Source organism: Bacillus sp. MBGLi79 (genome assembly GCF_002953915.1).
The window spans coordinates 355,568-368,673 of record NZ_CP026521.1; the positions used below are offsets into that span (position 1 = coordinate 355,568).

At 45.3% G+C, this 13,106-nt stretch carries 10 protein-coding genes and 1 pseudogene; 8 read left to right on the plus strand and 3 right to left on the minus strand.

The window, feature by feature from the left end; translation table 11 throughout:
* Positions 1-89 precede the first annotated feature (89 nt).
* Positions 90-1,292, plus strand: coding sequence for a niacin permease NiaP (gene niaP, locus C1T29_RS01975; protein WP_095431207.1), 1,203 nt, complete (start codon positions 90-92; stop codon positions 1,290-1,292).
* A 231-nt stretch (positions 1,293-1,523) separates the two neighbouring features.
* Here the strand turns inward: niaP and C1T29_RS01980 are convergent, their stop codons facing one another.
* Together C1T29_RS01980 and C1T29_RS01985 are read right to left on the minus strand one after the other, a co-directional pair.
* Positions 1,524-2,696 carry an MFS transporter gene (locus tag C1T29_RS01980; protein ID WP_103749834.1) on the minus strand — a complete coding sequence of 391 codons (1,173 nt, stop codon included), beginning with the start codon at positions 2,694-2,696 and terminating at the stop codon, positions 1,524-1,526.
* Between the two features lie 68 nt (positions 2,697-2,764).
* Positions 2,765-3,067, minus strand: coding sequence for an ArsR/SmtB family transcription factor (locus C1T29_RS01985; RefSeq protein ID WP_103749833.1), 303 nt, complete (start codon positions 3,065-3,067; stop codon positions 2,765-2,767).
* A 287-nt stretch (positions 3,068-3,354) separates the two neighbouring features.
* On the opposite strand from C1T29_RS01985, the gene opuAA reads away from it, so the two are divergent.
* The 3 genes from opuAA to opuAC are packed head-to-tail and all read left to right on the plus strand — an operon-like array spanning position 3,355 to position 6,342.
* Positions 3,355-4,611 (plus strand): glycine/proline betaine ABC transporter ATP-binding protein OpuAA, encoded by a 1,257-nt coding sequence (opuAA, locus tag C1T29_RS01990; RefSeq protein WP_095431209.1) that lies wholly within the window; start codon positions 3,355-3,357, stop codon positions 4,609-4,611.
* A 1-nt stretch (position 4,612) separates the two neighbouring features.
* Positions 4,613-5,461 (plus strand): glycine/proline betaine ABC transporter permease subunit OpuAB, encoded by an 849-nt coding sequence (gene opuAB / locus C1T29_RS01995; protein ID WP_014662685.1) that lies wholly within the window; start codon positions 4,613-4,615, stop codon positions 5,459-5,461.
* Positions 5,461-6,342, plus strand: coding sequence for a glycine/proline betaine ABC transporter substrate-binding protein OpuAC (gene opuAC / locus C1T29_RS02000; RefSeq protein ID WP_103749832.1), 882 nt, complete (start codon positions 5,461-5,463; stop codon positions 6,340-6,342). Before opuAB ends, opuAC begins: the two co-directional genes overlap by 1 nt.
* Positions 6,343-6,379: 37 nt before the next feature.
* Here the strand turns inward: opuAC and C1T29_RS02005 are convergent, their stop codons facing one another.
* Entirely contained in the window at positions 6,380-7,531 is a 1,152-nt protein-coding gene (locus C1T29_RS02005) for a M20 peptidase aminoacylase family protein (RefSeq protein ID WP_103749831.1), read from the minus strand.
* A gap of 149 nt (positions 7,532-7,680) precedes the next feature.
* On the opposite strand from C1T29_RS02005, the gene C1T29_RS02010 reads away from it, so the two are divergent.
* From C1T29_RS02010 to C1T29_RS02025, 4 genes and pseudogenes are all read left to right on the plus strand, one after another.
* Positions 7,681-9,114, plus strand: coding sequence for a YfcC family protein (locus C1T29_RS02010; protein WP_103749830.1), 1,434 nt, complete (start codon positions 7,681-7,683; stop codon positions 9,112-9,114).
* Between the two features lie 114 nt (positions 9,115-9,228).
* A pseudogene (locus tag C1T29_RS02015) lies at positions 9,229-9,777 on the plus strand (DUF6773 family protein).
* 178 nt (positions 9,778-9,955) lie between these two features.
* Entirely contained in the window at positions 9,956-11,935 is a 1,980-nt protein-coding gene (locus C1T29_RS02020) for an alpha-amylase (RefSeq protein WP_103749829.1), read from the plus strand.
* Positions 11,936-12,111: 176 nt separating this feature from the next.
* Positions 12,112-13,077, plus strand: coding sequence for an L-lactate dehydrogenase (locus C1T29_RS02025; protein WP_103749828.1), 966 nt, complete (start codon positions 12,112-12,114; stop codon positions 13,075-13,077).
* The last annotated feature ends 29 nt before the right edge of the window (positions 13,078-13,106 follow it).

A 13,106-nucleotide genomic window follows, 5' to 3' on the forward strand; every position in this document is an offset into this window, starting at 1 on the left:
TTTTCATTTACATCATTTAGTTAATGACAATGTGTAAAGACAGGTGTAAACTTAAACGGTAATCATTTTGCATATCAGAGGTGTTGGCAATGGGAAAACAACAGCCTATATCCCAGCGTAAATTGCTGGGCGTCGCCGGTTTGGGGTGGCTGTTTGATGCAATGGATGTCGGAATATTATCGTTTATTATCGCCGCGCTCCATGTAGAGTGGAATCTGTCGCCCGAGGAAATGAAATGGATCGGAAGCGTCAATTCCATCGGCATGGCTGCGGGAGCGTTTTTGTTTGGTCTGCTGGCTGATCGAATCGGCCGAAAAAAAGTATTTATTATCACCCTTCTATGCTTTTCCATCGGAAGCGGCATTTCCGCTTTTATGACGAGCTTATCGGCATTTCTAATCCTTCGTTTCGTGATCGGCATGGGACTTGGCGGAGAGCTTCCAGTCGCTTCGACACTCGTTTCGGAAGCGGTTGTGCCTGAAAAGCGGGGCAGAGTGATTGTGCTTCTGGAGAGCTTTTGGGCTGTGGGCTGGCTCGCAGCGGCCTTGATTTCTTACTTTGTGATACCAAGCTTCGGCTGGCAGGCTGCCCTGCTGTTAACCGCACTGACTGCTTTTTATGCGTTATACCTGCGGACGAGTCTGCCTGATTCACCAAAATATGAATCGCTTTCTGCCAAAAAGAAATCTGTGTGGGAGAATGTAAAAAGCGTCTGGGCAAGACAGTATATACGGCCGACCGTAATGCTGTCGATTGTTTGGTTCTGTGTGGTGTTTTCTTATTACGGCATGTTCCTATGGCTCCCGAGTGTCATGCTTCTGAAAGGCTTCAGCATGATTCAAAGCTTTGAATATGTCCTGCTGATGACGCTTGCTCAGCTACCGGGCTATTTCTCTGCCGCATGGCTGATTGAAAAAGCGGGCCGGAAGTGGATACTTGTCATTTACCTGATTGGTACAGCAGGAAGCGCCTATTTCTTTGGAACGGCTGATTCTTTAGGCCTTCTGCTTACGGCTGGAATGCTGTTATCGTTTTTCAATCTCGGTGCGTGGGGCGTGCTGTATGCGTATACCCCGGAGCAATATCCGACTGCGATTCGCGCAACAGGTTCAGGAACGACGGCGGCGTTTGGAAGAATCGGCGGCATCTTCGGGCCTCTGCTCGTTGGAACGCTCGCAGCCCGTCATATTTCGTTTTCGGTCATCTTTTCAATCTTTTGCATTGCCATCTTACTCGCGGTTGCTTGTATTTTGATTATGGGGAAAGAGACGAAACAAACTGAGCTAGAATAGGAAAAGCACCTCTTAAAAGAGGTGCTTTCAGCGTGTCGACAAACCCTCGCATTCGTTGTCAGGACTGCGCTTCGGTGCTCACGAATTAGAACATTCGCTCCGCTCCTATGCTCGTCCTTCCTAGACTTCAAGGGTTTTCAATCACGCTGAAAAGATGACAAAATCCTAAAATGAAGACCATTTTAGGATTTTGTCAACAATCTGAAGCACCTCTTGAATGAGGTGCTTTTTTTACATCTGCGCCCGGGCTGCGGATTGGCGTTTCCCGGTTTTACTAATTGTCTGGTAGAGCGCCATTGACAGCATGAATAGTATGGCAGTAAATCCTGTGACAGCTCCGAAATGCTGTGTGCTTTGATATAAAAAACCTGCAATACCTGTGCCGACAGTGGTTCCTGCATACATAGCGGCATTGGAAAGGGAAGCGATGGTTCCACGCGCGTTTGGTGAAATGGATTGAGAGACACCCATCATTAACGGAAAGATAATGCCAGCTGTAAAGAACGTGAGAAAAAAGCTCGTTTCGACTAAAAATAAGTTAGGAAAGAAAGGAAGAGCGAAATAGAGAGCGCCCATCAGCAGCATCCCGCCGATCAATGTCTTAAACATGCCAAGCTTTGCTGAAATCCGGCTGCCGATAAGGCTTCCGAGCATATTTCCCAGTCCGAGAACAAGCATAGCTGCCCCAATTTGTGACACGGTTAAATGATAATCCGCAGCAAGCCAAGTGCCTAGAAAGCTGAATGAAGCGAAGTTTCCGGTTTGAAAGAGAAAATAGGCAAGCAGAATGACCGATGTTTTCGGCAATGAAAAAAGCTCCCGATATGGGTTGATTGTTGATGGGCGCGCCAAGGATTCAGAAGGGCGGATATCAGGCATAACCACCGCCAGAATCAATAGAAGAATAATCGAGCACGCTGACAAAACGAAAAATGGCGTATGCCATGTAAAGGAAGCGAAAAACCCTCCGATCGGCAGTCCGAGCATTTGTGAAGCGGCCAATCCTGCTGTCGCTATCCCCATGCTTTTTATAATCTGAGACGGCTTAACAATGATTGGGATGGACGCCCAAATCTGAGGCGTCACAAACGCAGCGCTAACGCCTGCGGCAAAACGGAACAGGCACATGGCGGCAAAAGAGGGAGCGATGCCGCATAAAAACGTGGATACGATAAAGCCCGCAAGTCCCCATAGCATGACTGTTTTCCTGTTCAAACGGTCTGAGATTGGGCCCGCGATGAAAGCGAAGAGCGCATAACCGAGTGCATAAGCACTGACCATCCAGCCTGACAAATCAGTAGAGACATGAAACTGCTCCTGTAAAAGCGGGAGAAGCGGAGAAAGCAAAAAGGTATCTGTGCCAATGACAAACATGACACTGAAGAAAAGCCAAATACGATTCAAATTTTATCACTCCTATAGTTTTATAACTTTGAAACTATGAAACAAATATGTATAGAGAAAACCCTTTGTTAGAGGGTTTCCAAAAAGCCAGGCAGGTATGTTTGAAATGTGTCTTCACGGAGACTGACATATTTTGTCCGCGAATCTTTTCGGGTTGCCGTCAATCCCGCTTCACGCAGCGTTTTAAAATGATAAGATGCCGTGGTTTTGACAATATTGCACTTTTCACCTACTTCACCGCAGCTGAGTTCTTTTCCGCTGGCATAAAGCGTACGAATAATAGCAAGCCTTGATTCATCAGACAGTGCTTTAAAAATTTGCGCTCTTATTTGATCATCTGATAGTTTCATAGTCATGAAACTATAATACATAATTGATGCTGGAAAAGCAACTTATTTTTCCAGTAAAGGAGCAGGAAGTCATAAGGCAGGAGGAATTCAATTCCAATAAAAGCGTTTTCAACTATAGATAGGAGAAAAATCACCCGTAAAATACAATTATATAGGAGGATTACAGAGTATTTAGAAGCATAAATAAGATCATGTGGTCACATGGATGTTTATAAAGAAATGGTACAGAATAAAAGAGAATATGCTGTTTGTGTGGGAAGTTACATAAATGTTACGGTTATTAGGATTGCTTAATATGGAGGGAAAATATGAGTGTAGATGAGAAACCAATTAAGATAAAAGTCGAGAAAGTCTCTAAAATTTTTGGGAAACAAACAAAGAAGGCAGTTCAAATGCTTGCCAATGGAAAGACAAAAAAAGAGATCCTGAAAGCAACCGGTTCAACCGTTGGGGTTAATCAGGCAGATTTTGAAGTATATGATGGTGAGATATTTGTCATCATGGGTCTATCAGGGAGCGGTAAATCAACTTTAGTACGGATGTTAAACCGGCTTATTGAACCGACTGCCGGAAATATTTACATTGATGGTGACATGATAACAAATATGTCTAAAGACCAGCTCCGGGAAGTCCGCCGGAAAAAAATCAGCATGGTCTTCCAAAAGTTCGCTCTGTTTCCGCACAGAACGATACTTGAAAATACAGAATACGGACTGGAACTTCAAGGTATAGACAAACAGGAGCGCCAGCAAAAAGCGCTTGAGTCCTTAAAGCTCGTCGGACTTGAAGGATTTGAACACCAATATCCTGACCAGCTTTCCGGCGGGATGCAGCAGCGTGTTGGCCTTGCCCGCGCGTTGACAAATGATCCGGACATTCTTCTGATGGATGAAGCGTTCAGTGCGCTCGATCCACTGATTCGTAAAGATATGCAGGATGAACTTCTTGATCTTCACGATAATGTCGGAAAAACGATTATCTTTATTACGCACGACTTGGACGAAGCATTGCGGATCGGCGACAGAATTGTTCTGATGAAGGACGGCAACATCGTTCAAATCGGCACGCCTGAAGAAATCCTGATGAATCCATCTAACGAATATGTTGAGAAATTCGTCGAGGATGTTGATTTATCTAAAGTCCTCACAGCAGGCCATATTATGAAACGCGCTGAAACAGTGCGGATTGATAAAGGGCCTCGCGTGGCATTGACATTGATGAAAAACCTTGGAATTTCTTCAATTTACGCAGTGGATAAACAAAAGAAATTGTTAGGTGTTATCTATGCGTCTGATGCGAAAAAAGCGGCTGAATCTGATTTGTCACTTCAAAATATCTTGAATACAGAATTTACGACTGTACCAGAGGATACGTATTTGACAGAGATTTTTGACGTTGTTTCTGACGCGAATATTCCAATTGCGGTTGTAGATGAGAAGCAAAGAATGAAAGGGATTGTCGTAAAAGGCGCACTGATTGGCGCGCTTGCCGGCAATAACGAGTATATCAATGCTGAAGGCACTGGCGAACAAACACAAGATCCTTCTGCACAGGAGGTGAAGTAAGATGGATAGACTGCCTAGAATACCTTTAGCAGATATCATTGACCGTTTTGTTGACTGGATTACAATGACGTTTGGCGGATTCTTCGACGGAATCGCAAACGGACTTGCCGCTTTTGTAAATGGAATTGTCAGCGGACTTGGATTTATCCCATCTATTTTGTTAACGATTATTTTCGCCGCACTTGCGTGGTGGATCAGTACAAGAGGAATTGCGTTATTTACATTGATTGGATTCCTTCTGATCGATTATTTAGGATATTGGGACCCAATGCTGCAAACATTGGCGCTTGTTTTGACATCTGTGATTATTTCGATTGTGGTCGGGGTTCCGATCGGAATTTGGGCGTCCCAGAAAGAAATGGTACGCCGTATTGTAACGCCAATTCTTGATTTAATGCAGACAATGCCTGCTTTCGTATATCTATTGCCGGCGATTTTCTTCTTTAACATCGGTGTTGTGCCGGGTGTTGTTGCATCAGTTATTTTCGCGATGCCTCCGACAATCCGCATGACCGTTCTCGGTATTAAACAAGTGCCGGCGGATCTGATTGAGGCGACTGAGGCGTTCGGTTCTACAACAGCTCAGCGTTTGTTTAAAGTTCAGCTTCCGCTTGCGACAAAAACCATCCTGGCCGGAATCAACCAAAGCATCATGCTTGCGTTATCAATGGTTGTTATCGCCGCAATGGTCGGTGCGCCGGGACTTGGTTCTGAAGTATACAGCGCCGTTACACAGCTGAAAACCGGGGTCGGAGTAGAGGCCGGTATCGCCATCGTTATCGTTGCCATTACTCTGGACCGTATTACTCAAAATATTAAAGTGAAGAAGAAAAGCAGGGGGAATGCCTGATGCTTAAAAAAATCATCGGCATTGGCGTTTCCGCCATGCTGGCGCTCTCACTTACGGCTTGCGGTTCACAACACGATGAAAATGCATCTGCAGCGGAACAGGTGAATAAGACCATCATCGGGATTGACCCCGGTTCAGGGATTATGGCCCTGACTGACAAAGCGATGAAGGATTATGACCTGAATGACTGGACATTGATTTCAGCGTCAAGTGCCGCGATGACCGCAACACTTAAAAAGTCATACGACCGTAAGAAACCGATTATCATTACAGGATGGACACCGCACTGGATGTTCTCCAGATATAAGCTGAAATATCTCGATGATCCGAAACAATCTTATGGCAGCGCGGAGGAAATCCATACGATCACACGCAAAGGCTTCAGCAAAGAACAGCCGAATGCCGCAAAGCTTCTGAGCCAGTTTAAATGGACGCAAGACGATATGGGCGAAGTGATGATCAAAGTGGAAGAAGGCGAGAAACCTGCCAAAGTCGCAGCTGAGTATGTGAAGAATCACAAAGATCAGATTGCGGAGTGGACAAAAGGCGTTCAAAAGGTCAAGGGGGACAAAATCAACCTTGCCTATGTGGCGTGGGACAGTGAAATTGCAAGTACAAACGTGATCGGCAAAGTCTTAGAAGACTTAGGCTATGAGGTCACGCTTACTCAGGTAGAGGCCGGTCCGATGTGGACTGCAATCGCGACGGGAAGCGCGGATGCATCCCTTTCCGCATGGCTGCCGAATACCCATAAAGCATACGCCGCCAAATATAAAGGCAAATATGACGATATTGGCACCAGTATGACGGGCGTGAAAATGGGTCTTGTTGTTCCTCAATATATGAAAAACGTTAACTCAATTGAAGATTTGAAGAAGTAACCAAAAAGCAGCCTGTAGCCAGGCTGCTTTTTTTGCGTTAAGAAGCGTTAGCGGCAGCAAGCGATTCCGCTTTCTGAAATGTTTTGAGCACGGCGTTCGCCAAAATGTGAATGCCGTTGAACATTGCATTTCTGTCAAAGGTCATGTGCGGATGATGGAGTCCTGGCTGGAGTCCGCAGCCGAGACCAAGCATTGTTGTTTTGAGGTTCGGCACTTTCACGGCGTAAAAATGGAAATCCTCGCCGCCGGTGGTGACAAGCGGGTCATCAAGCTGCTCAGCCCCGATGATTTCCGTAATGGCTTCTGCCATGATCGCTTCAGCTTCTTTGTTTTGTGTCGCTGCAGGAAGGCTGTGTTCTTTTTGCAGGTCGATCTTTGCGCCGAATGCGGCGGCGGCCGCTTCACAGGCTCTTTCTGTTTCGGCAATTAACGCCTCCATGGCTTCATTCGTCTGTGCGCGCAAATCAAGGCTGAACGATGCTTTTCCCGGAATGATGTTAGAGCTTTCTCCGCCGGCTTGAAGCTTTGTCATTTTGACGGTATGCGGGATTTGCGGGTCAATATGGATGAGCCCGAGCTTATGTACAAGAAATGCCGCAATTTCAATGCTGTTTTTCCCGAGGTGCGGACGGGCGCCATGAGCCTCTTCCCCGATGATCGTTCCCTCAATGTGCTGGCTTGATCCGTGCAGAATAGACGGAGCGCAGCGGCCGTTTTGTGTTTCCTGAATTGGGCGGACGTGAACACCATACAAATAGTCGATATCATCAAGCACGCCTTCTTCTATCATTTTCAAGGCGCCGCCGCCTTTTTCTTCTGCCGGCTGAAAGATAAAACGGATTGTGCCCTTCGGAAGCTCAGGTTGTTTTTTGAGCAGCATTAACGTGCCCAATGCCATTGTCATATGTGAATCGTGTCCGCAGGAATGGTTGGCGCGAAATGTGCCGTTAACCTCCTGCCACAGCGCGTCAATATCAGCGCGTACCGCTACAACAGGTGAGCCTGAGCCGATTTCGCCGACAACCCCGGTGCAGTCTGAAAACGTGCGCGTCCGGCACCCTAAATCCTCAAGCTTTTGTTTCAAAAATGAAGTTGTCTCATATTCCTTCCAGCTGACTTCAGGGTTCGCGTGCAGATGTTCGAAGATGTCCATAATGGTTTGTTTCATGTCTTCTGAAAGCTTTTGCATGGTTAGAAATACCTCCTTCTATCAGAATGAATTTTTACCTTCTTTACTTTATTTATATTGAAACAGGAAGATAGGCTGTATATAATATAGCACATATTGCTACTTTTCAGAATAATTAATATTTTCAAACAGAGGGGATGGATCGAAATATGAGTATGCCAGCAGCCGAAACACAGCCTAAGAAAAAACGAACGACATTTAAAATGCCTGACGCCTATGTCCTCTTATTTATGATTGCTTTCATTTGCGCAATCGCTTCATATATTGTGCCGGCAGGTGAATTTGACCGCGTGACAAAGGGGGATGTCACGACCGCTGTTCCAGGAAGCTATCATTCAATTGAACAGTCTCCGGTCAGCTTGATCAGCTTTTTTACTTCTCTACAGGATGGAATGATTGGATCAGCACCCATCATCTTTCTGATTTTATTCACAGGCGGCACCATTGCTATTCTAGAAAAAACCGGTGCCATCAATGGCCTGATTTACAATGTCATCAGCAAATTCCGCACAAAGCAATTATTTTTTATTTGTATTGTCGGCGCATTGTTCTCCATTCTCGGAACAACCGGGATTGTCGTGAATTCAGTTATCGGTTTTATCCCCATCGGCCTCATTGTGGCACGATCCTTAAAATGGGACGCAGTCGCGGGAGCCGCTGTTATTTACATCGGCTGCTACGCTGGATTTAACTCCACCATATTATCACCGTCACCGCTCGGTTTATCACAATCAATCGCGGAGCTCCCTCTTTTTTCTGGAATCGGCCTGCGAGTTGTGATATACATATGCTTTTTGCTGTCTTCTATTATTTATATCTATTTGTATACGAGAAAATTAAAAAAATCAAAGGATGCCAGTGTGTTAGGAACAGATTGGTTCCCTGCGGCAGGAATGGGCGAAGCCGGTAAAGAAGAAGATCAGTCAGTGCCGTTTACCGTTCGCCATAAGCTGATTTTGGCTGTGGCGGGACTCTCACTTGTCGGATTTTTATACGGCGCTTTGAAGCTTGGCTGGTCGGATTCCCAAATGGCTGCGACATTTATTTTTATTTCTGTCCTTGCCGGTTTAATAGGCGGACTTGCGGCGAACGATATTGCCAAAACCTTCATTACGGGCTGTCAAAGCCTTGTATACGGGGCGCTGATTGTCGGGATGGCACGAAGCATTTCCGTCATCCTTGAAAATGGAAAGTTACTCGATACAGTCGTCAATGCTTTGGCTTCACTGTTGGACGGTTTCAGTCCGATTGCCGGGGCAATCGGCATGTATATCGCCAGTGCGCTGCTTCATTTTCTCATCTCCTCAGGATCTGGCGAAGCCGTTGTATTTATTCCAATCCTGGCGCCGCTCACTGATTTGATGGGAATCACGAGACAGGTTGCGGTGGAGGCGGTTATGCTTGGAGAAGGGGTCGTCAACTGTGTCAATCCAACATCCGGTGTTCTCATGGCGGTACTTGCCGCCAGCGGCATTCCGTACGTCAAGTGGCTGCGGTTTATGGTGCCGCTTGCTCTGATTTGGTTCTTGATCGGGCTTGTTTTTATTGTGATCGGCGTCATGATCAATTGGGGGCCGTTTTAACAATTGCTGCCCGCCGGCTTGTACGGCGGGCTTTTGAGTTATTCATTGCAGAAGCGCAGGCTGTTATTGTAACATGTAAGCCATAGCCATTCGTAAAAGTGCGGGAGGAAGGTCATGAATAATCTGCGTAATAGACTTTCAGGCGTGAATGGGGAAAATAAGAGAGTAAAAGAAAAAGAACAAAAAATCTGGTCGGAGATTGGGATGATAGCGGGATCGTTTGCGCTCCTTGATGTGATCATCCGCGGCATTATGTTTGAATTTCCGTTTAAAGAATGGGCTGCAAGCCTTGTGTTTTTGTTCCTCATCATCTTATATTACTGCATCAGGGCAGGAGCGTCAGGAATGCTCATGCCGAGAATAGACACCGAAGAAGAACTGCGAAAACGGGTAAAGCAGCAGCGAATAGATTCAATTGCGGTCGCCTTTGCGGTAGTGGTGCTTACGATGTACGACAGGGGGATTCCCCATACATTCTTCGCTTGGCTGAAAATGATTCTTCTTTTTATCGTCTGTAGCGGCGTTCTGTTTTTGCTTCGATATGTGATTGTGAAGCTGGCTTACAGAGGAGCGGTAAAAGAAGAAGCAAAGAAGAAATCATCTTGATGGTGGTTTCTTTTTTTGTTTATAAGAGCAAAGTCTTTTTATTTGATAGGAATATAGATTTGAATTCACTCTGCCGCGTTGCTTTGATAGAGAGGGTGTGATAAGTTCAAATGTAAGCGTTAACATAATTCTTCTCCAGTCTTCACAACAGTTGAAAGGAGGAAGCTGAAGAAAGAGTAAGAGGAATTTTTGACTCCGCAGTCAGTCTTCAAAAATCAAATAAGGAGTGTCAAAAATGTTTAAAAAACGATTCAAAACCTCTTTACTGCCGTTATTCGCTGGATTTTTGTTGCTGTTTCATATGGTTTTGGCAGGACCGGCGGCTGCAAATGCTGAAACACAGAACACATCAAATGAACTGGCAGCGCCATCGATTGAAAGTGGGACCATTCTTCATGCTTGGAATTGGTCATTCAATACGTTAAAACACAATATGAAGGACATTCATGATGCAGGATATACAGCCATTCAGACGTCTCCGATTAACCAAGTAAAGGAAGGGAACCAAGGAAATAAAAGCATGTCGAACTGGTACTGGCTCTATCAGCCGACATCGTACCAAATTGGCAACCACTACTTAGGCACTGAACAAGAATTTAAAGAAATGTGTGCAGCCGCTGAAGAATATGGCGTAAAAGTCATAGTTGACGCGGTCATCAATCATACCACCAGTGACTATGCCGCCATTTCCAATGAGATTAAGAGTATTCCAAACTGGACACACGGAAACACACAAATTAAAAACTGGTCGGATCGATGGGATGTCACGCAGAATGCATTGCTAGGGCTGTATGATTGGAATACACAGAACACTGAGGTGCAAACCTATCTGAAACGTTTCTTAGAAAGAGCATTGGATGACGGAGCAGACGGGTTCCGCTATGATGCCGCCAAGCATATAGAGCTTCCGGATGATGGGAATTACGGAAGCCAATTTTGGCCGAATATCACAAATACATCGGCGGAGTTCCAATACGGAGAAATCCTGCAGGATAGTGCTTCCAGGGATACTGCTTATGCGAATTATATGAATGTGACAGCTTCTAACTATGGGCATTCCATCAGATCCGCTTTAAAGAACCGTAATCTGAGTGTGTCGAATATCTCCCATTATGCATCTGACGTGTCTGCGGACAAGTTAGTCACATGGGTGGAATCACATGATACGTATGCCAATGATGATGAAGAGTCTACATGGATGAGTGATGACGATATCCGTTTAGGCTGGGCAGTGATTGGTTCGCGCTCAGGAAGCACGCCTCTTTTCTTTTCCAGGCCTGAGGGCGGAGGAAATGGTGTAAGATTTCCAGGGAAAAGTCAAATAGGAGATCGAGGGAGCGCCTTATTTAAAGATCAGGCGATCACTGCGGTCAATCAATTTCACAATGAAATGGCCGGGCAGCCTGAGGAACTCTCAAATCCGAATGGGAACAATCAAATATTTATGAATCAGCGCGGCTCAAAAGGTGTTGTGCTGGCAAATGCAGGTTCCTCTTCTGTCAGCATAAATGCTTCAACGAAATTACCTGATGGCAGCTATGATAATAAAGCCGGGACCGGTTCATTTCAAGTCAGGGACGGTAAACTGACAGGCACGATCAATGCTAGATCTGTGGCTGTGCTTTATCCTGACGATATTGCAAATGCGCCTCAAGTTTTCCTTGAGAATTACAAAGCAGGCGTAACACATTCTTTCAATGATCAACTGACGATTACCCTGCGTGCAGATGCGAACACAACAAAAGCTGTTTATCAAATCAATAATGGACAAGAGACAGCGTTTAAAGATGGAGATCAATTCACAATCGGAAAAGAAGATCCATTTGGCAAAACATACACCATCATGTTAAAAGGAACGAACAGTGATGGTGTAACGAGGACCGAGGAGTACAGTTTTGTTAAAAGAGACCCAGCTTCGGCCAAAACCATCGGCTATCAAAATCCGAATCATTGGAGTCAGGTAAATGCTTATATCTATAAACAGGATGGGGGCTGGGCAATTGAATTGACCGGATCTTGGCCTGGAAAACCAATGACTAAGAATGCAGACGGAATTTACACCCTGACGCTGCCTGCGGATACGGATACAACCAACGCCAAAGTGATTTTTAATAATGGCAGCGCCCAAGTGCCTGGCCAGAATCAGCCTGGCTTTGATTACGTGCAAAATGGTTTATATAATGACGCGGGCTTGAGCGGTTCTCTTCCTTATTGAGGACAAGGCTAGACAGGACTTACCGAAAGAAACCATCATAGATGGTTTCTTTTTTGTTCATAAATCAGACAAAACTTTTCTCTTGCAAAAGTTTGTGAAGTATTGCACAATATAAATGTGAAATACTTCACAAATAAAAAGACATCAAAGAGAAACATACCCTGGAAGGATGATTAATGATGAACAAACATGTAAATAAAGTAGCTTTAATCGGAGCGGGTTTTGTTGGAAGCAGTTATGCATTTGCGTTAATTAACCAAGGGATCACAGATGAGCTTGTGGTCATTGATCTAAATAAAGAAAAAGCAATGGGCGATGTAATGGATTTAAACCACGGAAAGGCGTTTGCGCCGCAACCGGTCAAAACATCTTTCGGAACATATGAAGACTGCAAGGATGCTGATATTGTCTGCATTTGCGCCGGAGCAAACCAAAAACCTGGTGAGACACGCCTTGAATTAGTAGAAAAGAATTTAAAGATTTTCAAAGGCATTGTCGGTGAAGTCATGGCGAGCGGATTTGACGGCATTTTCTTAATCGCGACAAATCCGGTTGATATTCTGACTTACGCGACATGGAAATTCAGCGGCCTGCCAAAAGAGCGGGTGATCGGAAGCGGCACAACACTAGATTCTGCCAGATTCCGTTACATGCTGAGCGAATACTTTGGCGCAGCGCCTCAAAACGTGCACGCGCATATTATCGGAGAGCACGGCGACACAGAGCTTCCTGTCTGGAGCCACGCGAATGTCGGCGGTGTGCCGGTTAATGAACTCGTTGAGAAAAACGATGCGTACAAACAAGAGGAGCTCGACCAAATTGTAGATGACGTGAAAAACGCAGCTTACCATATCATTGAGAAAAAAGGCGCGACTTATTATGGTGTTGCGATGAGTCTTGCCCGCATTACAAAAGCGATTCTTCATAATGAAAACAGCATATTAACTGTCAGCACATATGTGGACGGGCAATACGGTGCAGATGACGTGTACATCGGTGTTCCGGCTGTCGTGAACCGCGGAGGGATCGCAGGTATCACTGAGCTGAACTTGAATGAGAAAGAAAAAGAACAGTTCCTTCACAGCGCCGGCGTCCTTAAAAACATTTTAAAGCCTCATTTTGCAGAACAAAAAATCAACTAATCGCAACTTTAGAGTAAAGGGCTGATTGT

Coding starts and splice junctions, on each gene's coding strand:
- niaP (WP_095431207.1), top strand. CDS start 90: ATGGGAAAACAACAGCCTATATCCCAGCGTAAATTGCTGGGCGTCGCC.
- C1T29_RS01985 (WP_103749833.1), bottom strand. CDS start 3,067: ATGTATTATAGTTTCATGACTATGAAACTATCAGATGATCAAATAAGA.
- opuAA (WP_095431209.1), top strand. CDS start 3,355: ATGAGTGTAGATGAGAAACCAATTAAGATAAAAGTCGAGAAAGTCTCT.
- opuAB (WP_014662685.1), top strand. CDS start 4,613: ATGGATAGACTGCCTAGAATACCTTTAGCAGATATCATTGACCGTTTT.
- opuAC (WP_103749832.1), top strand. CDS start 5,461: ATGCTTAAAAAAATCATCGGCATTGGCGTTTCCGCCATGCTGGCGCTC.
- C1T29_RS02005 (WP_103749831.1), bottom strand. CDS start 7,531: ATGCAAAAGCTTTCAGAAGACATGAAACAAACCATTATGGACATCTTC.
- C1T29_RS02010 (WP_103749830.1), top strand. CDS start 7,681: ATGAGTATGCCAGCAGCCGAAACACAGCCTAAGAAAAAACGAACGACA.
- C1T29_RS02020 (WP_103749829.1), top strand. CDS start 9,956: ATGTTTAAAAAACGATTCAAAACCTCTTTACTGCCGTTATTCGCTGGA.
- C1T29_RS02025 (WP_103749828.1), top strand. CDS start 12,112: ATGATGAACAAACATGTAAATAAAGTAGCTTTAATCGGAGCGGGTTTT.